20 protein-coding genes and 1 tRNA gene are annotated in these 26,210 nt (G+C 41.4%); 14 read left to right on the plus strand and 7 right to left on the minus strand.

The features are described 5' to 3' along the window. Window positions 1-112: 112 nt before the first annotated feature. The 5 genes from J2W55_RS08415 to J2W55_RS08435 all read left to right on the plus strand — a co-directional run bounded on the left by J2W55_RS08415 (window position 113) and on the right by J2W55_RS08435 (window position 2,779). Window positions 113-931 carry an SDR family NAD(P)-dependent oxidoreductase gene (locus J2W55_RS08415; protein WP_310094297.1) on the plus strand — a complete coding sequence of 273 codons (819 nt, stop codon included), beginning with the start codon at window positions 113-115 and terminating at the stop codon, window positions 929-931. Between the two features lie 90 nt (window positions 932-1,021). After that, window positions 1,022-1,912, plus strand: coding sequence for a helix-turn-helix domain-containing protein (locus J2W55_RS08420; protein ID WP_310094300.1), 891 nt, complete (start codon window positions 1,022-1,024; stop codon window positions 1,910-1,912). 227 nt (window positions 1,913-2,139) lie between these two features. Continuing rightward, complete coding sequence (locus J2W55_RS08425) at window positions 2,140-2,331, plus strand: DUF2188 domain-containing protein (RefSeq protein ID WP_310094304.1); 192 nt, start codon at window positions 2,140-2,142, stop codon at window positions 2,329-2,331. 1 nt (window position 2,332) lies between these two features. Beyond that, window positions 2,333-2,560 (plus strand): hypothetical protein, encoded by a 228-nt coding sequence (locus J2W55_RS08430; protein WP_310094307.1) that lies wholly within the window; start codon window positions 2,333-2,335, stop codon window positions 2,558-2,560. A gap of 18 nt (window positions 2,561-2,578) precedes the next feature. After that, window positions 2,579-2,779, plus strand: coding sequence for a hypothetical protein (locus tag J2W55_RS08435; RefSeq protein WP_310094309.1), 201 nt, complete (start codon window positions 2,579-2,581; stop codon window positions 2,777-2,779). Between the two features lie 85 nt (window positions 2,780-2,864). Here J2W55_RS08435 and J2W55_RS08440 read toward each other — a convergent pair whose 3' ends face one another. Further along, window positions 2,865-5,225 (minus strand): ABC transporter permease, encoded by a 2,361-nt coding sequence (locus tag J2W55_RS08440; protein WP_310094312.1) that lies wholly within the window; start codon window positions 5,223-5,225, stop codon window positions 2,865-2,867. Window positions 5,226-5,587: 362 nt separating this feature from the next. Beyond that, window positions 5,588-6,145: a hypothetical protein gene (locus J2W55_RS08445; protein ID WP_310094315.1), complete on the minus strand. Its 558-nt coding sequence runs from the start codon at window positions 6,143-6,145 to the stop codon at window positions 5,588-5,590. A gap of 620 nt (window positions 6,146-6,765) precedes the next feature. Between J2W55_RS08445 and J2W55_RS08450 the strand changes: the two genes are divergently transcribed. The 3 genes from J2W55_RS08450 to J2W55_RS08460 are packed head-to-tail and all read left to right on the plus strand — an operon-like array spanning window position 6,766 to window position 9,247. Next, complete coding sequence (locus J2W55_RS08450; protein WP_310094318.1) at window positions 6,766-7,917, plus strand: DNA cytosine methyltransferase; 1,152 nt, start codon at window positions 6,766-6,768, stop codon at window positions 7,915-7,917. A 2-nt stretch (window positions 7,918-7,919) separates the two neighbouring features. After that, window positions 7,920-8,843, plus strand: coding sequence for a DUF4928 family protein (locus J2W55_RS08455; protein WP_310094321.1), 924 nt, complete (start codon window positions 7,920-7,922; stop codon window positions 8,841-8,843). Then, window positions 8,843-9,247 (plus strand): very short patch repair endonuclease, encoded by a 405-nt coding sequence (locus J2W55_RS08460; RefSeq protein WP_310094324.1) that lies wholly within the window; start codon window positions 8,843-8,845, stop codon window positions 9,245-9,247. The genes J2W55_RS08455 and J2W55_RS08460 overlap by 1 nt, the downstream gene beginning before the upstream one ends. A gap of 367 nt (window positions 9,248-9,614) precedes the next feature. Here the strand turns inward: J2W55_RS08460 and J2W55_RS08465 are convergent. Next, window positions 9,615-9,686: transfer RNA gene (locus tag J2W55_RS08465), tRNA-Arg, on the minus strand. Window positions 9,687-9,814: 128 nt separating this feature from the next. Continuing rightward, a complete protein-coding gene (gene metG / locus J2W55_RS08470; protein WP_310094328.1) occupies window positions 9,815-11,884 on the minus strand; it encodes a methionine--tRNA ligase in 2,070 nt (689 codons plus the stop codon). A 99-nt stretch (window positions 11,885-11,983) separates the two neighbouring features. On the opposite strand from metG, the gene J2W55_RS08475 reads away from it, so the two are divergent. Next, window positions 11,984-12,898 (plus strand): S66 peptidase family protein, encoded by a 915-nt coding sequence (locus J2W55_RS08475; RefSeq protein WP_310094330.1) that lies wholly within the window; start codon window positions 11,984-11,986, stop codon window positions 12,896-12,898. A gap of 25 nt (window positions 12,899-12,923) precedes the next feature. Beyond that, window positions 12,924-13,331 carry a DoxX family protein gene (locus J2W55_RS08480; protein WP_310094333.1) on the plus strand — a complete coding sequence of 136 codons (408 nt, stop codon included), beginning with the start codon at window positions 12,924-12,926 and terminating at the stop codon, window positions 13,329-13,331. 56 nt (window positions 13,332-13,387) lie between these two features. Here J2W55_RS08480 and J2W55_RS08485 read toward each other — a convergent pair whose 3' ends face one another. Together J2W55_RS08485 and J2W55_RS08490 are read right to left on the minus strand one after the other, a co-directional pair. Next, complete coding sequence (locus tag J2W55_RS08485) at window positions 13,388-14,851, minus strand: SusD/RagB family nutrient-binding outer membrane lipoprotein (RefSeq protein WP_310094336.1); 1,464 nt, start codon at window positions 14,849-14,851, stop codon at window positions 13,388-13,390. A gap of 10 nt (window positions 14,852-14,861) precedes the next feature. Continuing rightward, the gene (locus tag J2W55_RS08490) at window positions 14,862-18,119 is read right to left on the minus strand and encodes a SusC/RagA family TonB-linked outer membrane protein (RefSeq protein WP_310094339.1); all 3,258 of its coding nucleotides are present in this window, start codon (window positions 18,117-18,119) and stop codon (window positions 14,862-14,864) included. A gap of 184 nt (window positions 18,120-18,303) precedes the next feature. Between J2W55_RS08490 and J2W55_RS08495 the strand changes: the two genes are divergently transcribed. The 4 genes from J2W55_RS08495 (at window position 18,304) to J2W55_RS08510 (ending at window position 23,358) form a co-directional block, all read left to right on the plus strand. Beyond that, complete coding sequence (locus tag J2W55_RS08495) at window positions 18,304-18,636, plus strand: PadR family transcriptional regulator (protein WP_310094342.1); 333 nt, start codon at window positions 18,304-18,306, stop codon at window positions 18,634-18,636. Window positions 18,637-18,659: 23 nt separating this feature from the next. After that, the gene (locus J2W55_RS08500; protein ID WP_310094346.1) at window positions 18,660-20,324 is read left to right on the plus strand and encodes a PspC domain-containing protein; all 1,665 of its coding nucleotides are present in this window, start codon (window positions 18,660-18,662) and stop codon (window positions 20,322-20,324) included. A gap of 26 nt (window positions 20,325-20,350) precedes the next feature. Then, window positions 20,351-20,563 (plus strand): hypothetical protein, encoded by a 213-nt coding sequence (locus J2W55_RS08505; RefSeq protein ID WP_310094350.1) that lies wholly within the window; start codon window positions 20,351-20,353, stop codon window positions 20,561-20,563. 341 nt (window positions 20,564-20,904) lie between these two features. Continuing rightward, on the plus strand, window positions 20,905-23,358 hold the full coding sequence (locus J2W55_RS08510) for a TonB-dependent receptor domain-containing protein (protein ID WP_310094353.1): 2,454 nt from the start codon (window positions 20,905-20,907) through the stop codon (window positions 23,356-23,358). Window positions 23,359-23,496: 138 nt separating this feature from the next. On the opposite strand, the gene J2W55_RS08515 is transcribed toward J2W55_RS08510, so the two are convergent. After that, complete coding sequence (locus J2W55_RS08515) at window positions 23,497-26,007, minus strand: M14 metallopeptidase family protein (RefSeq protein WP_310094356.1); 2,511 nt, start codon at window positions 26,005-26,007, stop codon at window positions 23,497-23,499. Between the last annotated feature and the right edge of the window lie 203 nt (window positions 26,008-26,210).

The raw sequence follows: 26,210 nt of genomic DNA on the forward strand, positions 1-26,210 counted from the left end.
ATAAAAATCAGTATCTGTTCCGTATTATGTATCTATATTACCGCCTTTTGTATAAACTATCCTGAGCAGCTCGGAATAACTTTGTGTCATTATTAATTTGAATAATTTAACAATGGCAAAGACAATTTTTATAACCGGAGCTTCCCGCGGATTTGGTAAGCTTTGGGCAGAAGCATTTCTGAAACGTGGCGATAAGGTAGTGGCTACCGCACGGAACCCGGAAACCCTTAATGACCTGGTTCAGAAGTATGGCGATGCTATACTTCCCATCCAATTGGATGTAAATAACCGCGAAGCTGATTTTGCAGCAATCGCGAGGGCAAAACAACATTTTGGCACTATTGACGTGCTGATCAATAATGCAGGTTACGGTTTATTTGGCGCAATTGAAGAAACCAGCGAACAAGAAGCACGCGACCAGATAGAAACCAACGTATTTGGTTTGTTGTGGCTAACCCAGGCAGTGATCCCGGTAATGAGAGCACAAGGATATGGACATATCATCCAGTTATCAAGCGTTTTAGGTGTAGCTACCTTACCGGTTTTAGGTATTTATAACGCCTCAAAATTTGCAGTTGAAGCTTTAAGCGAAACCCTGGCTGCTGAGGTTAAAGATTTTGGAATAAATGTATCTATAGTTGAACCAAACGGCTTTGCTACCGATTGGGGAGGCGCTTCTGCAATACATGCCCAATCAATGCCCGAATATCAAGCCGTAAAAGCCGCTTTCGCCGAAGGTGCAACTCCCGATTTTTTTGGAGTGCCCGAAGCAACATCTGAAGCTGTGCTTAAACTGGTTGACGCAGAAAACCCTCCGCTACGCCTTTTCCTGGGCAAAGTAGCTTTACCATGGGTAAAACAGGTGTATGAGCAACGCTTAGCGACATGGGAGGAATGGCAGGATGTAGCGGCGGCGGCACACGGAAAATAACCTTATACTAAATTTACATTAGCGAAGCTATTTACCCCGGCATAATTCATACTTTTAATAGTGTGAATTATGCTTTAATTTTTTTTAATCATGAAACATTATAAAAGTCTGGGCGAGCTGAGTCGTGAAAATGGATTCCCACTGCCTGAAAATCCGCTTCTTAGTCTGGCACAATGCAATAATACCTGCACCATTGGCGACAGGGCGTTTACCAGCGATTTTTACATGATAGGATTTAAAAAACTAAAATCGGGTACCTTTTTATATGGCCGTACCAAGTATGATCATGACAATGGCTCCATGTCATTTGTAAAACCACGGCAGATAATTGAGCTGAAAAACCTTGAATTTGAAGAAAATGGTTTCCTTATTTTTCTTCATGAAGATTTCTTAAATGGCCATCCACTACATTCAGAAATTAAAAAGTATGGCTATTTTGATTATGAAACCAACGAGGCATTGCACTTGTCACCAAAGGAGGAGCAGATCATTTGGGAGCTATACCATAAAATTGAAACAGAATATTATAACAATCAGGACGAATACAGCAGGGATATCATTCTCGGGCACATAGACTCTATATTAAAATACTCGCAGCGTTTTTATAAAAGGCAATTTATTAACCGCATTGACCAGGTTGGAAAAACGGCTTCTAAATTCAATGAAGCACTTTCGCGATATTTTGAAAAAGGCCTGCTGCATGAAAAAGGGCTGCCTACCGTTAAACTAATGGCCGCTCAACTTAACTTATCGCCAAATTACCTGAGCGACCTCCTGAAACAGGAAACCGGTAAAACAGCCATGGAACTGATACATATATTTCTGATATCTGAAGCAAAAAACCTGCTTACGAGCTCTGATAACAATATTGCCGAAACAGCCTATACCCTTGGTTTTGACAATCTTCCTTATTTTTCACGTCTTTTTAAAAAAGAAGTCGGCATCAGCCCCAATCAGTATAAAAAACAACTTTTAAACTAACGGTCGTTTTTTCCAGTTCAAAGCTCGGAGAAGCTTATAGCGTTCATGTTCACGCCTCGTGAACACCGTGAACATTCATGAACACCTCATAACCAGGCATTTAATTTTTAATAAAAGTGCCCGGCACGTCAAACAACGTATATTTGCCCCAAATTCCTCAACTCGTTTAATGCAATAGGCGCAATCAAAATATCGTCTGCGCTGTTAATACCTAAAAAGGAGGAATTATGCCCTGGTATAACGGAGATTACCCGCCAAGCTATAAAAACCAACCCAAGAAGATAAGGGATAAAGCTACCGAGATTGCGAACGAAGTGTTAAAGACCACCGGTAACGAAGGGGAAGCCATTGCCACCGGCCTTAAACAGGCCCGGTTACATTTTAAAAAAGAAGCCGGAGATAAAAAACAACAGGAATAGTATGGAGCCCGAAGATGAACTGAACAGCTTTCCTTATGACGCCACTGTAGGCGGCACGGAGCATCATTACCGTATCACCCAAAACGATGGCAAGTATGGCATTGAACAGGACGGCGTAGTGATTGCCGAGGTATCATATGGCGATTGCTGGCGGCAGGTTGCCGGCAAACCGCTCAGTAACGAATTGCTGCAAAGCATCTGCAACCATATAGCGGCCCATTCCAGTTAACCTTAAATCGCATGTGTTATGAACAAATTTTTCAGGGCCATTATAGCTGCCTGGGGAGCCAAAAAGCTTGGCGGCGGCTGCCTGTCAACCATTGTGATCTTTATTATAATTTACGTCGCCCTCGGTAAGTGCAATAATACCCGCGCAGCCTCGCATCCCGAAAAAAGCCGCCCGGTGGCTGTTTGCAGCAGTCCGGTAAAGCAGCCAAGCAACAGGTAGCAATGCTGTGGATATTAACCCTGTTTTTACTGTTGTATCATTGCAAACTCCGGCCAAAAGCACAACGATTCTTCATGCATATTCTTTATTCGCTCCGTAAACTTTTAACCGGGTTGGCCAGCGCTGCCTTGACAGATTGGAAGCTGATGGTAACAAATGCAATAACGATGGCAATAAATGCGGCCACTACAAAAACCGTCCAGTGGATGGGTATGCGGTAGGCAAAGGCATCCAGCCAGCTGGTCATGGCGTACCAGGCTATTGGGGTTGCTACTACAATGCCAATAAGTACCAGTTTGATAAAATCTTTAGCCAACAGGCCGATAACGCCTGTAACCGATGCACCCAATACCTTGCGCACACCAATTTCGCGGGTGCGTACCTGGGCGGTGTAGGCCGCCAGGCCCAACAGGCCAAGGCATGATATCAGTATGGCCATGCCCGCAAAATAGTTAAACAGGGTACCTTCGCGCTGTTCGCCCTGGTAAAGGTTATTGAACATATCGTCAAGGAAGTTATAAGAAAAAGGGAACTCGCCGTTATATTGTTTAAACTGCTTACCCGCCGCGGCTATGGCTGCGGCCGCATTATTGGTGGTAGTTTTTATATACATGCTTTGGTAAACAGACGGGCGGTAAAAGAAAATGGCAGGCGCAATTTTTTCGCGCAGGCTGGCAAAATGAAAGTCTTTAACCACGCCTATGATGGTGCCGTTTGTTCTTTGGAAACGGAAACGCTTACCGATGGGATTTTTCATCCCGATCTCCCTTACGGCGGCTTCGTTAAGTATAAAATGGGTCGAATCGGCCACGGCGCCGCTAAAGCTGCTGCCCTGCTGCATTTTGAGCTTAAAGAACGATATAAAATCCTTATCAATACCCATGGGGTGCAGGATAAAGGTTTGACCAGGCGCTTTGCCATCCCATGAATTATCGCCCGAGATCATGCCGCTGCTAATGATGTTGCTGGTTGCCCGGGTTACGCCCTCCACGCCGGGTTGCTTCAAAAGCTCGGCCCGCACGGCATCGTAATGCTTTGAGGCATCGCGCAACCAAACACCAAAAACTCGGCTTTTATCGTACCCTAAATTTTTTGACTGGATATATTTGAGCTGCTGGGTGATAACCAAAGTGCTCACAATAAGCACTACCGAAAAGGTAAACTGAACCACTACCAGTATTTTACGGAAAAGTGCATCGCCAATGCTGTTGCTTATTTTACCTTTCAGCGCTTTTAACGGCTCGAAGGATGATAGCAACATGGCGGGGTAAATGCTGGATAAAGCCAGCGTAGCTACTACCGTAATGGCTATAACGAGCCAGATGTGCGGATTGAGCAGGTTAAATACTAGTTGCTTGCCGGCCAGCTGGTTAAATACCGGCATAAGCAGGTAAATAGCGAACAATGCAAATAGCGTGGCTATGAAGAACAGCAGGGCTGTTTCGGCCAGGAACTGTATAAATAACTGCATTTTGCCCGCCCCTATAATTTTACGCATACTGATCTCTTTGGCGCGTAAAAGCGAGCGGGCGGTTGATAGGTTGACATAATTGATGCAGGCTATCAATAAAATAACAAGGGCTATGATGATAAAAATACGCACGGTTTGGATGCCGCGATCGGTACCATCGGCATTGTACAGGTGCATTTTATTAATGGGCAGCAGCAGGTAGTCGGCATCGGTATCTTCGGGCCGGTGCTTAATGTGTATGTTAAACAAATTAGCCGACAGCTTTTTTAACGATGTGCCCGGTTTTAGTTTAAAATAGGTTTGATAATTGTAATTGCTAAAATTGGTATTCGCATCCAACTTACTGTTTACCAGCATTGATTTAACGTGGTAACTCATAGGCATGATCATATCAAAGTTGATACTGGAATTAAGCGGGAAATCGTTAATAACTCCACTCACCGTAAAGTTTTCCTTACCATCGGCCACAAGCACTTTACCAATGGCATCATCGGTGCCAAAATATTTTCGCGCTGTTTTTTTGGTGATAACAACAGAGTTATCATTTAAAAAAGGCTTTGCGGTATTGCCCTCCACCAGCGGAAAATCAAAGATGCTGAACAGGGAAGGATCGGCGAAGGTCACGTTTTGCTCGCCAAAAACTTTGTCCTTGTATTTATATAGCGAAAAAAACCAGTTGGGGGTTATGCGCACCTGGTCCAGCACCTCAGGGAGCTGCTGTTTAGCCAGCGGACCTATGGGGGCTACCGTAACTTCCCAAATTTGTTTACTGGCACCTGTGCCGCCAAAAAGCTCTACGCGGTAAATGTTATCAGCGTTTTTATGGAAGCCATCAAAACTTAACTCATCCTGTACCCAAAGCAAAATCAATATGCCAATAGCCAGCCCGGCAGTAAGCCCGGCAATATTGATAAATGAATAAAATTTGTTGCGAAATAAATTTCGCCAGGCGGTTTTAAAATAGTTTTTAAGCATGGCAACAGTGTGTTATTGAGCTTACCGTATTACAAAACCATGCCAGTTATGTAATTAACTGATTAACAATATTTTATTAGCTATATTATTCCTTCGACCGTTCATAAATGGACGGTTGCGTACGGTTGTATTACATTGATAGCGGCAATTACAATAAGATAAAAAAGTTCTTCAGGGGTTGTTTACGTGGATGGGTTTAATGTGGTGTTCTTAGATTGTAAAACTTGAACTCTTTTATGGGTGATTTGGGTTGTGCAGCGTTTAGGTATCTCTTCTAAATCGTTTATCATGATAGTAAGTTCTCAATCTTCCTGATTAATTTGTTTATCGATATTATTGTGGTTCTCAGACCACAAAACGAACTATCGCCGGTTTCGAAAATTAGGTAGATATTTAAAAGCTTCTCTCAAAAGTGTAGACTTTAATGGTTCATCAACATATAACTGCATGCTGTCTAACCCATTTGATGCAGGGAAACAAAAAGCTAAACAACCTTTAGCTGCTTCCTTTTTGCAAAACTTAGTCGCAGCAAGGGTATTTCCTGTATTGGGTGTTGCAGCTATACCCACATAAAAACAACCCGAGAGAATCGATTTGAAATCAATTTTTTCCAATTTGCACACTATCACAACAGACCCTCTTGTCCATCTTTGAACATTCCATATTAATTCATGTCCTTTGATACATTCTTGGCTAATATCGAATTTAAACTTTCCTTTGTCTTTAGTCAATATGTCCTGATTATTGATATACAATTCAGAATCTGTGTCCAGCCCATACACATAAGCATATTCACTATTATACAAAAGCGGTCTGATAACAAGTTCATGGGCAGCTAATGGCAAATTTTGATCATAATGATGACGTACTTCTTTCGAAGTTAACCCAAAACCTAAAGGCATATAATAATCGGCACTCATAACGCAGACTAATATACAATCATTTAAAATTAAAAAACCTTCAGATTTTCATCCAAAGGCTTTTCAACAATCTTTCCCATGCTATTTCCATGGATGGGTTTAAATGTGGTCTCAAAGGCTCCGATTTCCAATAATTTTATTGAAGATTTACAGCTATTAATTGATCTGACGGTACAATAAAAGCGGTTTTAATATATGGAAACGGGAAGTGTTTCAAACTATTTTGACAAGTATCGGTAAATTACTAAGAAAAATATTGGAATTCCGACGAGAATCGAACTCCTTGGGTCTATGATCGTTTAAAGGTCGTTTTTGGCCTTAATTTTGGTAAGACTCACGTTTGACTCACAAAAACAAAATATAAGCTTTCAGTGTGCAAATATCAAGTGTAAATTGGACGATTTTTTCACACAAAAACATGTTTGTTTTAAGTTTTTATGCCTGGAAAACAACAGCGATTGCATATCTAAGACACCTCAAAATAACATGTTGATAGATACTCTCGGGGCATATAAAGTAAAATGATAGTAAATGTCTAAATTTACAGCGGTGTTCACGAGGTTTTATATTACCTTAACACGGAATAGACAAAAAGCCGTAATTTCAAATTGTAGATGGATATGAATCAGCCCTTCAAATTTTATGAGTTTTTCTGCGGCGGCGGAATGGCCAGGGCTGGCCTGGGTCAGAATTGGGAGTGTGTTTTTGCAAATGATATTGATATAAAAAAGGCTGAAAGCTATAAACTCAATTGGGGGGATGCTGAAATAAAAGTTGATGATATCGCCAACATAGGAACCGATAACCTGAGACATCCTGCTGATCTCACATGGGCGTCTTTTCCCTGCCAGGACTTATCTTCGGCAGGTTCAGGCGCCGGTCTTGAAGGTGCGCGGTCAGGGACTTTTTGGCCGTTTTGGAACCTTGTTAAAAAATTAAAGACTGAGGACAAAGCGCCGAAGATGGTTGTTTTGGAAAACGTTTGCGGAGCCTTGACATCTCATAAAGGAAAAGATTTTTCGGCAATATGCAACGCCCTGCAAAAAGAGGGCTACCTGTTTGGCGCAGTTGTAATGGACGCGGTGGATTTTTTACCGCAGTCAAGGCCGAGGCTGTTTTTTATAGGGGTACAAAAGGATTTAACAGACGTTTCCTTTTTAACTCAAGAATCGCCTGATTTCAAATGGCACCCTAAAGCACTGGTAAACGCCCAACAAAAACTTGAAGAGGCCGCAAAAAATTCATGGGTTTGGTGGAACATACCACACCCTGAAAAAAGAAAAAACAGCCTGTTGGATTATATCGAGGAAAACCCTGAAAGCGTTGGCTGGCATACCCCGGCGGAAACACAACGCCTTATCAGTCTCATGAGCCCGCTTAACTTATCAAAACTACAAAGGATCAAAGAACTTGGGGAACCAAAGGTCGGCACGATATACAAACGAACCCGTAAGGATGAATATGGAATTAAAGTTCAGCGGGCTGAAGTCCGCTTTGACAGCATTTCAGGTTGCCTGAGAACCCCGTCAGGCGGTTCCAGCCGCCAGATTATGATCTTTGTACATAAAGAAGAAATTCGGTCAAGATTAATATCAACAAGAGAGACAGCAAGGTTAATGGGTCTTCCGGACGATTATAAACTTCCCTCAAAATACAATGACGCCTATCATTTAACAGGCGACGGCGTGGTAGTGCCTGTGGTTAATTATATAAGCAAACATATTTTAGAACCTGTTTTGTCAAACCTTAAGAAATCTCAAAAAGCGGCTTAACTATGTCAACAACCTTACACAATGAGTTAGACCGGTTTTACATAGACCACAAATTTAATTCAAAAGGAAAACTTAGTGTGGCCCTGGTGATAACCGAGCACGCAAAAAAAAGAGGGCTGCCATTAGATGCTGAATCACTTTTAACCGATGGCGGCGGCCAGGTGTATGGCTTGGGAAAAGGTGCTGTTCAAAGCATCCTTGCAAGGCACGGCATTGATAAAGTACTGGCACAGGAGGGTGGCAGAACCAGCCGGGGAAGTATCGGAAACATGCGGGAATACGTCGAATTTCTAAATACTTTCTCTGAAAATGAGCTTGACCTGATTGAACTGTTTTGGATAGAAAAAGTAAATATCTTTTTTTCGGGCAAGCCGCTTAAAATCAAACTGGATAGTTCTCAAAGTTTGAGAAGTCTAATCAAAGATCTTATTCAACAGGCTGAATCACGTCAAAAGGAATCGCAGGGCGTATATTATGTAGGTGCTATTTTACAACACCTGGTTGGGGCTAAGTTAGATTGTGCTTTGGGGGTTGGACATTTCACTCATAATAGTTTTTCAACCTCGGATGCGCAGACAGGCAGAAACGGCGATTTTTTTATTGGTAATGTCGCCTTACACGTTACGGCTACGCCTACGGAATCGGTTATCTCGCGTTGCAAAGATAACCTGGAAAAAGGGCAGCGCCCTATCATTGTAACGACCAAAAGAGGCTTAACTTTAGCTGAAGGCCTTGCAGAAAATGTAAACCTCGCGACCCGGATCGATATTTTTGAAATCGAACAATTTATTGCGCTTAATCTTTACGAGTTTGCAAAATTTGACGAGCAGGGCAGGACTGTAGCTATCAGCGACCTCGTAAGCAGGTATAACGAGGTGGTTATGCAGTTTGAAACCGATCCGAGTTTGCTCATCGAAATTCAATAGTGAAGGAAACCACGGATAAAAGAAGCCAAATTATGCGGGCGGTCAAATCCAAAAATACCGCTCCTGAATTACTCGTCAGAAAACTTATTTACAGTCTTGGATATCGGTATAGGCTTCATAGCGCCAGCTTACCCGGTAAACCGGATATTATATTCACCAACCGAAAAAAGGCAATATTTATTCATGGCTGTTTTTGGCATGGCCACGATTGTAAAAGAGGTGACAGGATACCGGCGACCAATACAGAATACTGGCTCCAAAAAATCGAGAAAAATAAAGCCCGTGATATACAGACAATGGAAAAACTAATTCATGAGGGATGGGCGGTGCTAATTCTGTGGGAATGTGAATTGAAGAAGTCTGATTTACTAAAGAATAAAGTCATCAATTTTCTATCCGCCTAAATCAGTCCTTACAAATCAAAGCTAACCTAATATTCATAATTCTCTTGGCAGAAGCATTCCGCCGGAATCAGGTGGTCAATATCAGCGGTATATTCAACAGACAGAAATCGAACTTTTTAAGTGTTGGCAGGATGATAGCAAAAGCCGTGGATGGCCTTCAGCTTGCATAGACTATATTTGGATGGAGATGTCCATCTAAAAAGGCAGATTTTGGGTTCGATATTTCAAGAAAAGTTATATTTCGATGGAAAAAAATATCGAACTATGGGATTGAATGAAGCAACGGGATTAATATATCAGATTAATAGGAACTTATGCGAAAATATAAACGGGAAAGATGCGAAGTTATCGCTCCTTTCCCGTGAAGTGGTCCCGACGAGAATCGAACTCATATCTAGAGTTTAGGAAACTCCTATTCTATCCGTTGAACTACGGGACCTTGTGCGGATCCGCTGTAAGCAAATCCTTTATCAGCTTGCAAAGGTGCAAATTATAGATGAAAAAATCACATGCTTTAAGCCAAATTTTTACAGCGCTCCAATTTTATAATCTGCACGCGTACCAAGCTTACCTGATCACAGATCCATTGTGAAAATCTTCTGTCGGGGATACAAAGCTTAATTTGCCTTCGCTGCTTTCGGCCATCAATATCATCCCTTGCGAAACAATACCCTTTATCTCACGCGGTTCCAGGTTTACCAATATGCTTACTTTTTGGCCAACAATAGCTTCGGGCTCGTAATATTCGGCAATGCCCGATACTACGGTCCGTTCGTCAATACCGGTATCAATGGTCAGCTTAAGGAGCTTTTTGGTTTTCGCTATTTTTTCAGCCGCCAAAATGGTACCCGTACGAATATCCATCGTGGTGAAGGTTTCGTAGTTAATGTTCTCCTTTGCCGGCTGCACATCTGCTGATTTGGGTGGCGCCACTTCTTTTTTTGCCTGCAATTTGCGCAGCTGATAGTCTATTACGTCGTCCTCAATTTTTTCAAACAACAGGGCGGGCGGGTTTAATTGATGTCCATTATTAAAGTAAATCTCCCGGTCATAAGCAAGATCCTCATTAGGCCAGTTTAACATGCTGATGATCTTTTTAGCCGTAGCAGGCAAAAATGGCTGCGCGCAAGCAGCCAGATGCCCAATCAGCACCAGGCAATTGTGCAGGGCCAGCTTGGCATCATCAGGGTTGGTTTTGATGGTTTTCCAGGGCTCTTTTTCGGTAAGGTAGCGGTTACCCAGGCGGGCAATATCCATAACCGCCTGCAGGGCCTGGCGGTAACGGTACGCTTCCAGGTTTTTTTCTATCTCGTCGTAATAATAACCTACTTCTTTATTCAGGCTATCATCGCTGAGTTCTATGCGGCTTACCGGGCTTTCAATTTTACCATCATAAAACTTGTGCATAAGTATCATTACCCGGTTCACAAAGTTGCCTAATATGGCTACTAATTCATTATTGATACGTGCCTGGTAATCTTTCCAGGTAAACTCGCTGTCGCTGGTTTCGGGCAATATAGAGGTCAGCACATAACGCAGTTCATCCTGTTTCCCCGGAAGCTCTTCCAGGTATTCGTGCAACCAAACCGCATGGTTGCGCGAGGTCGACAGCTTATCACCTTCCAGGTTCAAAAACTCATTGGCCGGTACATTCTGTGGTAAAATATATTCGCCATGAGCATGTAATATGGATGGGAAAGTGATGCAATGAAATACTATATTGTCTTTACCAATAAAATGCAGCAGACAGGTATCGTCTTGTTCGTCGGCCTGTTTTTTCCAGTACAATTTCCAGTCTTTATTGTTATCAATAGCCCATTGTTTGGTTGCTGATATATAACCTATAGGCGCATCCATCCAAACATACAGCTTTTTACCTTTGGCATCCTCAAGCGGCACATCAATACCCCAGTCAAGATCCCGTGTCATGGAGCGAGGCTGCAGGCCTGATTTAAGCCACGATTTGCATTGACCAAATACGTTAACTTTCCAAATGCCCTCTTTAGTGTCTATCCATTGCTCAAGCCAGGGCTGGTATTTATCTAAAGGTAAATACCAGTGTTTGGTAGGTTTTAAAACAGGCGTTTTGCCGCTTAGGGTTGATACCGGGTTTATCAGATCGGTGGGACTTAATGAGGTACCACATCTTTCGCACTGATCGCCATATGCGTTCTCGTTATGGCAATTGGGGCAGGTACCTACAATGTACCTGTCGGCCAAAAATTGCTGATAATCCTCATCATAATATTGTTCCGAAAATTTTTCAATAAACTCATCTTTTTCATAAAGGTTCAAGAAAAACTCTTTTGACAACTCATGATGAATGGGCGATGAGGTGCGGTGGTAAATATCAAAAGCTATCCCAAATTGCTCAAAGCTATCCTTTATTTGATAATGGTATTTATCGATAATAGCCTGTGGTGTAGTGCCTTCTTTTTTTGCTTTGATGGTGATAGCGGCGCCATGCTCGTCAGAGCCGCAAACGTAAACTACATCCTTTTTTTTGAGCCTCAGGTAACGTACAAAAATGTCGGCCGGAATATATGCCCCGGCAAGATGGCCAATATGTAAGGGTCCGTTGGCATAAGGTAAAGCCGATGTAACGGTATATCGTTTATATTTGTTGAGTTGTGACATTAAATAAGCGGCGTGTAATAAATAAGCTGCAAAGATAATTTATTTAAGTCGGAAAGTCCGGCAGTCACAATTCTCAAAAACAGAAAGTTTTTATCAAGCATGCGTAAATCTCCGGTTTCTCCCGTACCCATACCCTACCTTAAAAAGGGCGATAAAATAGCCATTACCTGTCCTGCCAAAAAGCTGCCCAATCCCATGACGGATGCCATTGCTTTACTGCAATCATGGGGACTGGAAGTTATTTTAGGGGATACGGTTAATGCATCATATCATCAGTTTGCCGGCAATGACGAGTTGAGGGCCCATGATCTGCAACGCTTTATTGATGATGACAGCATAAAAGCTATTATAGCGGCACGCGGAGGATATGGCACTATCAGGATGATTGATAAGGTTAATTTTAACCGGTTTGCTCAAAACCCCAAGTGGATAATAGGGTTTAGCGATATTACCATATTGCATAGCCATGTATTTGCCAATTACCAGGCACAAAGTATACACGGACAAATGCCTGTAAACATTCCTGATGCTTCGGCACATTCACTGGTTACCTTACAAAAAGCCCTGTTTGGCGAAGAACTAAGCTACGAGTACACAACACACTCATTAAACCGCAACGGCAAAAGCAGCGGAATACTGGTTGGGGGCAATTTGTCATTGCTTGTAGCCGTATCCGGCTCTGTGTCAGATATGGACTATACCGGCAAAATATTATTTATTGAAGATGTGGGCGAATATCTGTATAGTATTGACCGTATGTTACGTAACCTGAAACGGGCTGGGAAACTGGCGCACCTTGCAGGTTTAATTGTGGGTGGTTTTACTGATATAAAAGATAATGACATTCCTTTTGGCCAAACCGTGCCTCAAATAATCATGGACATTGTAAATGAATATAGTTATCCGGTATGCTTTGATTTCCCCGCCGGGCATATTCCTGATAATTGCAGTTTAATACTGGGCCGGTCAGTAGATCTGTCTGTACATGAACAGCATGTAACTGTTAAATTTTAATTTAAATACAAAAGCATTTGCAACTATGGCGATACTCAGCAATTTAAGTAATTACAAAAATTTTGGCCTTTTAACTATCCGCATTGGTTTAGGCCTTACGTTTATTCATTATGGCTACCCTATGCTTACAGGAGGTATAAATAGCTGGAAAGAAATAGGCACGTCAACCAGGCATATCGGTATCCATTTTTGGCCGGTTGTATGGGGCTTTATTGCCGCGGTAACAGAAACTTTCGGTGGTTTCCTGCTAATCATTGGACTCGCATTTCGCCCGGTGTGCATACTTATGATAACTACCCTGATCATAGCTGCGGCATCACATATTGGCAGTGGCGAGGGCCTGAGAGGTGCATCGCACGCTATTGAGGATGCAATCATATTTGCCGGGCTCTTATTTGTTGGCCCGGGAAAATATAGTGTGGATAAAAAGTAAACAGACCGTTTTATAAAATAAAAAGGGGGACTATTTTTGTCCCCCTTTTTATGCTATTAATATTTATCGAAGAATAACTTAGTGGTTACTTTATCACCACCAATTGCTTCGGCAGCTTTATTGTAATTAGTTACGTTTACGTTTTGCTCATTAACAGGATAGGTTAATCGAACCGGAAACTCTGTTTTAGCAGTTTCAGGAGCAATAAGCACAGGGTAATCCAACCTTCTGGTCTCTATCCATGCATCCCAACCGCGATTGTATAATGCCAGGTATTTCTGAAGTGCAATCTTGTGAAGATTCGTTATGCCTGTAGCGGTAGCAAATGCAACATTTGGTTGAGCCAGATAAGTAGCAGCTGCAGCCGGTGAAGCGCCCCAATAAGTTACTGATGCGGTTACACCTTTATCATAGTGATCCTTAATGGTCCCACCACCAACTGAATATCCTCTTGAAACTGCTTCGGCCAAATTAAATTCAGTTTCTGCATAGTCAAGCAATAATCCTGGAAAATCAGGATTGGTAATTTTTCCGATAGAAGAGCTTACCAATAACGGGCCTGAAGGTTTTGAAAAATCGCTAAAGGCCGCGCTTGCGCCCGGAGCAGCACCTGCATATTTACCAGAGCTGTTAACTGTCAGATAATACGGAAGTCTTGGATCCGCTAAAGGAGTTTGTGGATTTAAATAGCCCACTAAAGTACTGCAACCAACAAAATCCTGTCTGCCGCTTTGTATTAAGTCAACCCAGATAGGATTAGTATTTGGAGGACTGGTTTGATATTGAAATAAGGCATTATCATCATTTGATTCGAATACACCAGTAGCAACGGCTGATTCAACAGTTGCTTTTGCTTTTGCATCATCAACATCAGCTAAAGTAATGCCCATTTTTAATTTCAAAGTAGCCGCAAATTTTTTCCAGGCAGTTGGATCACCGCTATAAATAACATCAGCAGATCCAAAACTATCACCTGCAGCCAATGCTGCAATATCAGCATCTAAGCGGGTTATAAGCTGCGTATATACCGTTTTTGCATCATCAAACTTAGGGAAGGGCTTATCAATATCCAAAGCCTCAGAATAAGGAATGTTACCAAAAGTTGTAACGAGGTAGTAATAAGTGTAAACCTGCACAATATCAGCAATAGCTATTTCATTCTTTTGCGCAACAGCGCCGGTTACGTCTGTAGGGATCAGTTTTTTGGTTCGTTCTAAGTTATAAAGAACGTCTCTGTAAAGTGCATCCCATACATTATCAGGAATAGGACGAGTGGTAATATCATAATTACTTTCGTCTGTATAGGTTGTTTCCTGCCATTGCTGCTCTATCAAACGGAAAATATTCAAGTTAACGTTTGATGATGTTACGGTGTTTGTCAATACTCTTTCGGCATTGGTAAATAATGCATAAGAAGGTACTATCGTTGGATTTTTAGGGTCTGTATTCAGACTCGTAATATCTTTTTTACAGGCCGAAAATGTCGACGCCAGTAAAAGGATTACTAATACTTTTTTCATAATTTTTTACTTAAAAACGTAGTTTCAAATTCAGTGAAATGGTGCGTGTTGTTGGATAAGCACCTACCTGGTAACCTTGTAAATTACCTGATGATAAGCCTTCTTCAGGATCTGAATAAGGAAGATTTTTGTGAATTATCCACAGGTTTCTTCCAATAAGCTGGAAAGTAACTTCTTTAATCGGCCCAAGGCTTGATACCGTTTTTTGCGGTAAACTGTATCCAATAAGGGCTTCTCTTAATTTTACGTAGCTTGCATCATACACAAAAGCTTTATTGGGTAAGCGAACATAACCAAAAGCGCCGTAGTTACTGGCACTTACACGTACAGTGTTGGGTTGTCCGGCTTCAGTAACACCTGGTCTGATGAAACCTCCTCCGTTGGCAAGTGTATTACGAACTGGATTGCCAAGGTCATTAGTATATACTGTTTCAGGATAAAGACCGGTAGCTAAACCGTAATACATATCTGTTGAAAATACAGAGCCGCCTTTACGTACATCAATCAGGAAACTAAAATTAAAGCCTTTATAGCTAAAGCTGTTATTGATACCGCCTATCCAATCGGGATTTGAATTACCAATGGTAGCAGTAGGTCCGCTTTGTAAATATTGTCCGTTTGCGCCAACAACTTTTTGACCGCTTTTATCATATATATAATCTGTTCCGCGTATTGTACCAAATGGTTGATTCAGAGTTGCATTTATAGAAACACCGCCCTGATAGCTATTGAGCTCAAGATTTTTAGATTCCTCGCCTGTACCATCTTTAAATAATTCAGTAACCTTACTTCTGTTCCTGGTATAATTTAAGGTAATTTTCCAGTTAAAATCTTTTGTGCGTATAGGGCTACCATTTAAGGATAACTCAAGACCTTTATTAGTAACTGTACCTGCATTTAAATATTTAAATGAATAACCGGTAGCAGTTGATACGTTTACTGGTAATATTTCGTCAAAAGTTTTGGTAGAGTAATAACTTCCGTCAAATCCTAAACGATTATCAAAGAAAGCAAGCTCCAAACCAACTTCAGCACTTTTTGTACGCTCTGGCTTTAAATTAGGATTATTCTTTGTTGTATTTACAGATGATTGTGGATTGCTGCCAAATGGGGGGGTAATGGTGTAAGTATCCAAAACACTATATATTGGAGCGTCACCACCTACCTGTGCATAGTTGGCTCTTAATTTACCGTATGATAACCAGCTGTATTGTTTTAACAATTCAGAGAAAATAAAGCCGCCGGATACAGAAGGATAATAGTATGTATTATTGGCTGCCGGTAAGGTAGAAGATTTATCTCTTCTAATAGTTCCGTCTAATGTTAATAAGTTATTATAGGTAAGTGTTGCACCTGCAAAAATACCATCAACCTCTCTAAGTCCTTTATATTCATAAGGAGCGTTAGGTGTATTTAATGAATTTGAAAGTGAGTATACTGAAGGAACAATTAAACCACCATTTGTAGTTGAATAAACACTTTGAGTATTTTGTTTCCTGATATTTGTTCCTAACAATGCTTTCAAGTTAAATTGTTTTGAAAGGTTCTTGTCAACAGTCGCTAACAGGTCATAGTTTGTTTCAGAATAGCTTGTGTTTTTCCTTGAATAATAAGGAACACCAACACTGGACACGTTTTTACGCTCTTCATCTAACTGTGTATAGGCGTCTAATGAAGTGCGGCCTGTAATTGTCAGCCACTCGGTTGGTTTGTAGTTAACATTCACATTTCCCAAATACCTATTACGTGTATCTGTTTCAAAGTTTTGGTAACGTACATAATATGGGTTATCCCAGAAAATAGGTGACAAGTTACCTGCCAACGGATCAGCGTAGTTCCAGGTAATATTTTTTCCGGTTCTGTCGTAAGCTGCTTTTAATTCCTTTACATCATTATTTACTTCCCACCACTGCCTGAAGTTAGTCATAACGTTTCTTGCACTGGCACCATCATAACCTGTTCCTGGTCTTCCAAGGCCATTAGTGTTATAATAATTAACAGCACCACCTACGGTTAATTTAGGCGTAATATTATAGGTTCCCGCTAAATCCACGGAGTTCTTTTTAATATTACTGTTAGGCAGGATGCCATTTTCGTCACTTCTGGTATAACCTAATTTAAATGTTCCGGCATCTGTACCATTTGTAATCATGATGCTTTGGTTATTTGAAACTGGTTTTACAAAAAACGAAGTCGGATCATTTTTTGCAGCAACCCACGGGGTAGCTTTTAAATAATTAGCAGATGTTTTATCAAATGCATCCCATTGATAAACTTTTAAATTTGGATCAAATGCAGCACCGTAAGATGCATCTTCTGTTGTTGGTGTAACCAGGTCAGATTTGCCATCGCCATTAACATCGCCGTAAAAGAAGTGAGCGCTTGGATCCTGGTAATAAGCGCCATAACCACCACCGTAGCTGTGTTGATATTTTGCAAAAGTTGATTTATCAACAGAACCAACGCTTATACTGCTGTTAATAATGATACCCAGGCCTTTTTTAGCTTTTTTACTGGTAATTAAAATTACACCGTTGCTACCGCGTGAACCATATAAAGCACTTGCAGCGGCACCTTTAAGTACTGTAACCGATTCAATGTCATCGGGGTTAATGTCTGATGCTGGGCTGCCATAGTCATAACCACCTTGACCATCCTGCTGACCACCAGTTTTAGGGGTAGGGCGCCCGTTTAAGTTTGAATTATCAACAGGAACACCGTCAATAACAAAAAGCGCCTGGTTATTCCCTGTAATTGATTTAACACCGCGTAATACCACGTTTACCGAAGATCCGAGCGCGTTGTTCTGGCGAATTTCCAAACCGGAAATTTTACCAGACAATCCGGTTACAAAACTGGCTGAGCGGGTTTTGTTAACCTCATCAGCTGAAACTTGCTGAGCTGCGTATGATTGCTGGTTACGCGTTCTGGTAATACCTAACGCACCTGTTACCACAACTTCGCCCAGTTGCCTGCTCGATACTACAAGCTTTGCGTTTATAACAGCACCAGTAACGGGAATTTCTTGCTGTGCATAGCCTATAAAGCTTATAATTAATACTGAATTTTCTGGTACACTTAAAGTGTATTTACCATTTGTACCGGTTTGGGTTCCGATTGTGGTTCCTTTTACCCTTACTGAGACTCCCGGGATGGGTAGGCCGTCTTCTTGGGCCGTAACCGTACCAGTAATTGTACGGTTTTGTGCAAACGCCTGCGTTACGCATAACAACAGAATGCACAAACTTGCTAGTAGAAGTTTTTTCATTTCGTTAATAATAAGATCAGTTAATAGTTAATTAATCATAAAAGTAATGTTACATTATTAAAAAGTCAAATAAAATCTCATAAATGAGTCTTTTTTTTTCAAAATGACGGCTTTTAGCATTTAAAAATGATATTTATAGTACTATGTATTGCATAATACAATTTAAAACATATATCTTTGTATTATGATTGTTGAAAACACACAAACCCAAATGAGGAAAGGCATACTGGAGTACTGCATTCTTTCCATCATAGCTAAGGGCGAAACATATGCATCAGATATCATTTCTGAACTTAAAAAAGCCCAACTGCTTGTAGTTGAGGGTACTCTGTACCCACTATTGACCCGGTTAAAAAATAATGGCCTGCTCACTTACAATTGGGTAGAGTCAATTTCGGGTCCCCCACGTAAGTATTATGTATTGTCTGACGAGGGTAAAACGGTGCTGGAACAGCTGGATAAAACCTGGCAGGAACTGGTTTATGCTGTTGAAACAGCCATTGGAGATAGAAAATAAAAAAACCTTAACACTTACAGATCATGAACAAAACAATTATCATAAATATAAACGGCATCGTATTTCATATAGAAGAGGATGCTTACGAAGTGCTCAAAGCTTATATGACCGACGTAAAACGTCATTTTTCAAGCTCGGCCGATAGCCTGGAGATAACAACCGACATTGAAAACCGCATTGCCGAAATGTTTAACGAAATACTTGCAAGCCAAAATAAACAGGTTGTGGTTGAGGCCGACGTTAAATTGGTTATTGAACAGATGGGCACAGTAGAGGATTTTGAATTTGCAGAAGATGAAACTAAATCTTCCGGCAATCATTCCAGCTATACTTACAATACTGAACGCCGCAGGCTCTTTCGTGATCCTGACGACCATTTGGTTAGTGGGGTTGCCGCTGGTATAGCAAATTATTTTGATATACAACCAGTTTGGATCAGGCTGGCCTTCGCCTTATCATTTGCTTTTGCCGGAAGCGGCTTTATACTCTATATCATACTATGGATAGTGATCCCTAAGGCTGTTAGCCGGGCCGATCGTATGGCCATGAAAGGCGAAAAACAAGATCTGAAAGGTTTTAAAAAGAATTTTGAAGATGAAATGAGCTCTGTAAAGGAAAACCTGTCTAACTTTCGTCACGAAGCCCGTCCTTTTGTTTATAAGGCCCGTGATTTTGTAGGGGATTTTTTTGACCACCTGGGTACATTTTTAAGAGGGACGGGAAGCTTATTAGCTAAACTGATAGGACTTGTAATTTTACTTACCTGCTTTGGCCTTGCTATTGCCCTTATTGTGAGCCTTGTTGCATTAGTTGGTTTTGGCAAAACAGATATATATCACATATTTCCTTTCAATATAGTTAACCGCGATGTTAACCTCATATTCCTTACAGGTGGGTTTTTATTGCTGGCTATACCTTTGTTAACTATTATACTATTAACTATAGGTTTCCTGTTTAAAAACGCCACATTTAACAGATCAATAGGCACCACTTTATTATGTATATGGCTGGCCTCTTTGGGCGCTGTTGTATACTATGGTGTAAGGGCTTCTGCCGATTTCAGGGAAGGGGCAAAACTGAGCAAAACCATCACCATAAAGCCCACAGCAAACAATACTTATTATTTGCAGCTTAACGATGCAAAGTATTTGACTAATGAAGATAGCACGCGCCTGCGGATAAAGGAACGCTTCAACGGCATGATCATCTTGGATGATGATTATAATGGCGATGATTGGGATTCGCCGGATCGCGTACGGATAGATGTAGAAAAAAGCGATGTTCCTCAGCCTGTTCTAATAGAATCATTCACCGCCCGCGGTCGCAATGATGAGGACGCGCTGATCAATGCCCGTAATATCAGCTATCGTTTTACACAAAAAGATTCCATATTGAAGTTTGACCGCCATTTGGAAAGACTTAATAGTTCGCTATGGCGGGGCCAGGAACTACACATGACCCTAAAAGTGCCATTGAACACCAAACTGGTGATTGACGGAAAGCTTGATCGTAATATGAACTTTAACCTGTATGACTGCGAACAGAACAATACAACACATAACCCTGCAGGTTCCGTATTCATCATGACAGCTGATGGCTTGCAATGTAAAGTTGATACTGTTCCTGCAATAAAGGCCGATACACTAAAAAATAAAATGCCTGCTGATACTACCGCCCCAGCCCGGTAAACCAATAATAAGTTAATCTTATTACTATGAAAGCCTTAATAAAATATATAAGCCTGCTGTTATTCAGCGGGCTTATCATACCATTTTATAATCATCACTATACAAGCCATTCATGTTCGTTCAAATCAGAGCAGCTAAAAACGGCCTCTTGCGACCCATCCAAAGTACAGCACCCGGGCTTTTTATTTATTAATGATGTAGTTAAAAACATCTTCCCCGTGTTAAAAAATTTAAATTAACTGTAACCTAATACACTGCTTTTGCATCTTATTAAAAAAAACGACACCAAACAGGTTTAACGGATAATAAATTAACAGAAAGCAGGCATATTCATCGGTATTTTCCGGCCGTTTACCGGAACTTTCGCCGACTTCACCTAAAAGCATTACACAAAAACCTGTTCTGTTAGCATATTTGAACTATAAAACAAAACATTATGAAAAAGCATCGCCTATATACTATAATTTACTAACACTCACACCGGATAACAACCGAAACAGCTAAAACTTATTCATTTAAATTAAAAAAGAAGCAATTCTTTAATGACGCCCTATTGCCTTTACTTTTTAACGCCATAAACATGAAAACCACTACAACCAACATATTTTTCACACTCCTACTTGTATTTATCAGTTGGGGTGTGTCTTTTGCCCAAAGCGGCAAATCCGGAGGATCCAAAATATCGGGTTCTTTATCAAATGAACAAGGCAAGCCTATGGATTACGCTACGGTTAGCCTGATCAGAGCTACAGATTCGACCGTAGTTAAAGGCGCTTTAAGTAACGACAACGGCTTATACACATTTGATCATATAAATGCCGGTAAATACATAATTAAAGCAACCGCTGTAGGGTATGAGAAAGCAGCAACTACTCCGTTTACAGTGTCAGAAAATGCCACTACAGTCGCAGCCCCTGCCTTAAGCATGAAAGCAGGCAATACCACATTAAAAACAGTAAACATTACTGCAAACAAACCTCTAATAGAGCGCAAAATTGATCGTACTGTCATGAACGTTGAGAACAGTGTACTGGCTGCTGGAAATACCGCTATGGAGATCCTGGCAAAAGCACCGGGCGTTACCATTGATAAAGACGATAACATTAGCCTTAAAGGTAAACAGGGTGTAACCGTAATGATCAATGATAAGTTAACTTACCTTACCGCTGCGCAATTAGCAACATTATTAAAATCGACCGATGGCAATACCATCAAATCCATTGAGATCATTACTAACCCTTCGGCAAAATATGATGCCGCCGGCAATTCGGGCATTATCAATATTAAGCTGAAGAAAAATAGCCAGTCGGGCACTAACGGCAGCATAACTGTTGGGGCGGCGAAAGGTAAATTCTGGAGAGACAATTCCAGCCTGAATTTAAATCATAAACAAGGCAACCTGAATGTATTTGGCACTCTTAGCCGGGGCGATAACAAGCGTTTGCGCGAGATTGCCATTGATCGTACTACCAAAGATAGCACCGGCAAACCTTCTTACTTCAGGCAATTTACACCAATGCAAAGCACAAACCATTATAACAACTATCGCATCGGTGCTGATTATGATGTAACCAGCAAAAACACAATCGGCTTTGTAGTAAGTGGTTATTCAAACACCGAAAAAGACAACAACGATGGAAAAACAACCATTGGTTCACAGCCAAATACAATTGATACTTCTCTGAACACAAAATCAATAATTGACCAATCGTACAAAAACTTTGCCCTTAACCTGAACGAAAGGCTCAAGATAGATACCAGCGGACAGGAGTTAGGTATTGATCTGGATTACTCTAAATTTAAAAACAATTCAAACGCCCGGTATGATACCTATTATTTTTTAGCGAACGGCAATTCGGCCAAGGCACCGCAATTACTTCGCAATCAAACACCGTCAAACATTACCATATATACTGCCAAGGTTGACTATGCTAAGCCCCTTACAAAAACCATAAAACTGGAAGTTGGTGCAAAGTTCAGCAGTGTTAAAACTGACAATGACCTGCGTGCCCAAATAGATGAGGGTGATGGTTATATCAACGATACTACCCGTACAAACCGTTTTATTTACACCGAAAAAATAACTGCTGGTTATTTAAACCTGAACAAACAGTTCAAAAAAACATCAGTACAGTTGGGTTTAAGATCTGAGTATACACAATCAAACGGCGATCTGATGGGTCAGTCGGCAGTAAACCGCAGCTACCTTAACTTTTTCCCGAGCGTTTTTATCAATCAAACACTTAATGATAAAAATGAGATCAGTTTTTCATACAGCCGTCGTATAGACCGCCCGGGTTATGACGATCTTAACCCCTTTGTGTATTATCTTGATCCTTATACCTACTCACAGGGCAATGCTTTTCTAAGGCCGCAGTATACCAATAACTTTGAGTTCAATTATACCTATAATAAAAGTATAAACGTAAGCTTAGGCTATAGCCGAACCACCGATGTAATAGCCGAACTGGTATTAACCCAGGGACAAAAAACATTTGAAACGCATCAAAACCTGCAAACACAGGACTCATACAATATTAACATCAATGCACCTTATACCATCACTAAATGGTGGACAGGAAATGTCAACGTGAATGGATTTTACCTGGGCTTTAAATCTAACGGGGTTAATAACCAGGGAAATTTAAACAACGGCCAAGCGGCTTTCCAGGCCAAGACCACACAAACTTTAACATTTGGCAGCTATAGATTTGAGATCATGGGCGACTATCAATCAGCTCTTACCTATAGCATCTTTAAAATAAAACCACGCTATGGTGTGGATGCTGGTGTAAGTCACTCATTCGCCGATAAGAAAGCGAATATCAAACTGGCTCTTGATGACATCTTTTATCTCCGCAGAAACAACGTGAGCAGCCAGGTACTTAATAATGATTTTCAAGTAAGGCAAAAAGGCGACTCACGCGTTGCCCGCTTAACCTTTACCTATAATTTTGGTAACAGCAAAATAAAATCACGCGAACACCGCAGTGGTGCCGACGATGAAAAAGGAAGGGTGAAAGGAAATAATTAGCCCCCAGCCCCTTAGGGGGCGTGCTTTCTAAACATAAAACGGCCTGCATTATCAAATAATGCAGGCCGTTTTGTGTTAATTTCAAATTCGCTAATCAAAGGCTCCTTTAGGGAGCTGGGGCCTCGATTAGTAGAATACCTACTGCCCTACCATAAATACCGCGTTGCTAAACAACAGCTTGCCATTTTCCCAAAAGCTGCGAAACAGGGGGTCGTCAACCATATAGATCACTGAACCACGGCCCAGGGACTGCACACCAAGCAGCAAACCATTGTTGATCTTTTGCTTGGATTGTACACCGGCAAAGCCCGATACATAGCTATTCTTTTTAATTGTGCCCACATTCCAGCCATCTTCATTGTCCAACAGATCATAAATATCATCGTTCAGTTTAAGTGAATAATAGTAATCAGGCAACCCAAAACCAAGCGGATGGGTATTGTCGAGGTTCAGTTTAAATATTGCACCGGGAATCATGGAGCGGATAGCATCACGGTCGCGATTGGCATATATTTTTATCGTTTCTTTTTCCTTAGCGTCAGCTTTATCCTTGTCTTCTTTTTTCTCAGCTTTCTTTTTAAGGGCAAATCCTTTCTGGTCTGCAAGCAGTGCAACAGCATTTTCTAACGCAATTAACTTCCCGCCTTCACGGATCCAGTTTTGCAGTTTTTCAGACGGGAAGTCTTCATACCTGCCATCAGGAAAAATTGCAACGTCAAAGTCCGCGAGCCTTGTACGGCCCAGATCCTGGTATTTCACGAGTGTAATGGGGTAACCTAATTGCTGCTCAAACAAATGCCACACCTCCCCCATTGCCTCGGCGTTTACACCTTCGCCAGCCAGCAGCATCACACGCGGCTGTCGTATATATCTTATCGCGTCTGATCCCAGATCCGACCCTTTATCAACAAAACCGGTTGCTAACGGAACGAGCCCTTCATTAAGTTCGGCTGCCGTTTGGGTAACCACCTGGTCAAAATCAGCCCGGTTATTGCTTGCCCTTGTAATAAGTAATGAGCCGGCCGCGAATTTTTTACCTGCTGCCTCAAATGGTTTCTCTGAGTAACGTACTTTAAACTGCTTTTTAAGCAAAGCAGCTAAAAACCTCACATCGTTAACCGATTGCCAGTTGGCTACATAAGCGTACGCGTGAGTATTAACAGAGGATTGCTGAGATATTACATTTTCAGTTGGGCCGGCGGGCTTCAATGATTCTTTAACTCCATAGGCCTTTAAGCCATAGGCATATGGCAAAGCCCAAGCGGTAATATCATACGTGTTTGAATCGGCGATAAAGGTTTTAGGCTCGAGCAATACGTGCAGCAATACCGATTTAGGCTGATATGCATTTATAACTAAATCGTTGGCGCCAACCTTGTATTGTTCGTTTTTACCGGTAAAATAATCATAGCCAATAATGGTTTTATTACCCAGGCCAAAGCCGTATTTTATTCCATTGCGGCCCAGCATTTTTGCCAGGGAATTGACATTGTTATTATTATCATTTTTAATAACATAGGTTTTATATTCGCCGGGAGGGTTGGCTCGGCTGTTATCATAAAACTTTTTAAATTCATCCAATAACCTTTTTGCGTTTGCTGAGGCTATTTCAACAGTGCTAAGGCCTGTGGCATGGTGGTGAGCTATGCGCTGAGCAAAAGTAAGCGTATCGCCGCTGCGGGTAAGCACAGCCAAACCGGCGCTGATACCGCCCTGCTCATAGGTCATACCGATAGAACCATTATATAAAGGATAAGTATCGCCGTAGGACGGATAAAGCAGATCAAACTCCTGCTTGGTAAAATACATCCAGCCGTTCTGGTCAAAATATTTAGCATTGTTTTTGCCTATGGTAACCTGAAAATCGCGCTGCCACTGGGTAATATCCTTATGGTAGGGCTCGGCTGCCGGAGCAAAATAGTAGGGAGAGTTATAACCCTGTTCATGGTAATCAACATGAACTTCGGGCAGCCATTGGTTAAACAGGCCAACACGAGCCTGCGTTTCTTTTTGAGCCTGCCAGGCCCAGTCACGGTTCAGATCAAAATAATAATGGTTAATGCGCCCGCCGGGCCAAGGCTCTACATGCTCGCGCGAGGTTGGATTAGCATCCGGGACCTCTCCTCGTACCGAATTATAGAAATGAACGTAACGGTCGCGACCATCGGGGTTTAAACAGGGGTCTATAACAACTACTACGTTTTTTAGCCATGCCTTTGTTTCGCTGTTAGCCGGATCAACCAGATCAAACAATGTTATCATAGCGGCCTCGCTCGAGGCGGGTTCATTGCCATGAACATTATAACTTAGCCAGGTAATTACCGGCGCATTGGCAACCGACGTGCCGCTTTCCATACCGGCAAGGCGTAAATTATTGTGTCTAATCTCCTCAAGTCGGCCAATATTCTCGTCCGACGCGATAAACATAGCCAGCAGCGGACGTCCCTCATTAGTGGTACCAAACTGCTGCAGCTTTACATTTTTTGATACCTGCGCTATATATTTAAAATAATCAACAATACGGTAATGAGGCGTAAACTGATCACCCAGTTTATAACCCAAAAACTCATCGGGCGATTGTATTTTTTGAGCGAAAGCGGCCGATACGGAAATTACAGCCATCAAAACAAAGAGTAGCTTTTTTATCATAGTATTAAGTGCGGAATAGATATTCGCTAATATGCGTAAATAAATTCAATTGTGCAGGTGATATATATGACACACAGACAATAGGATTTTAAATTTACGAATGATTTTTAATTTTACTGGGGTAAAAGCTTCAGGTAGGGTTATCTGAAATTTACCCATCCGCACATGGAACAATATCTGCACATTTGCACATCTGAAAACTG

The organism is Mucilaginibacter pocheonensis, from assembly GCF_031456535.1.
Lineage (GTDB): Bacteria > Bacteroidota > Bacteroidia > Sphingobacteriales > Sphingobacteriaceae > Mucilaginibacter > Mucilaginibacter pocheonensis.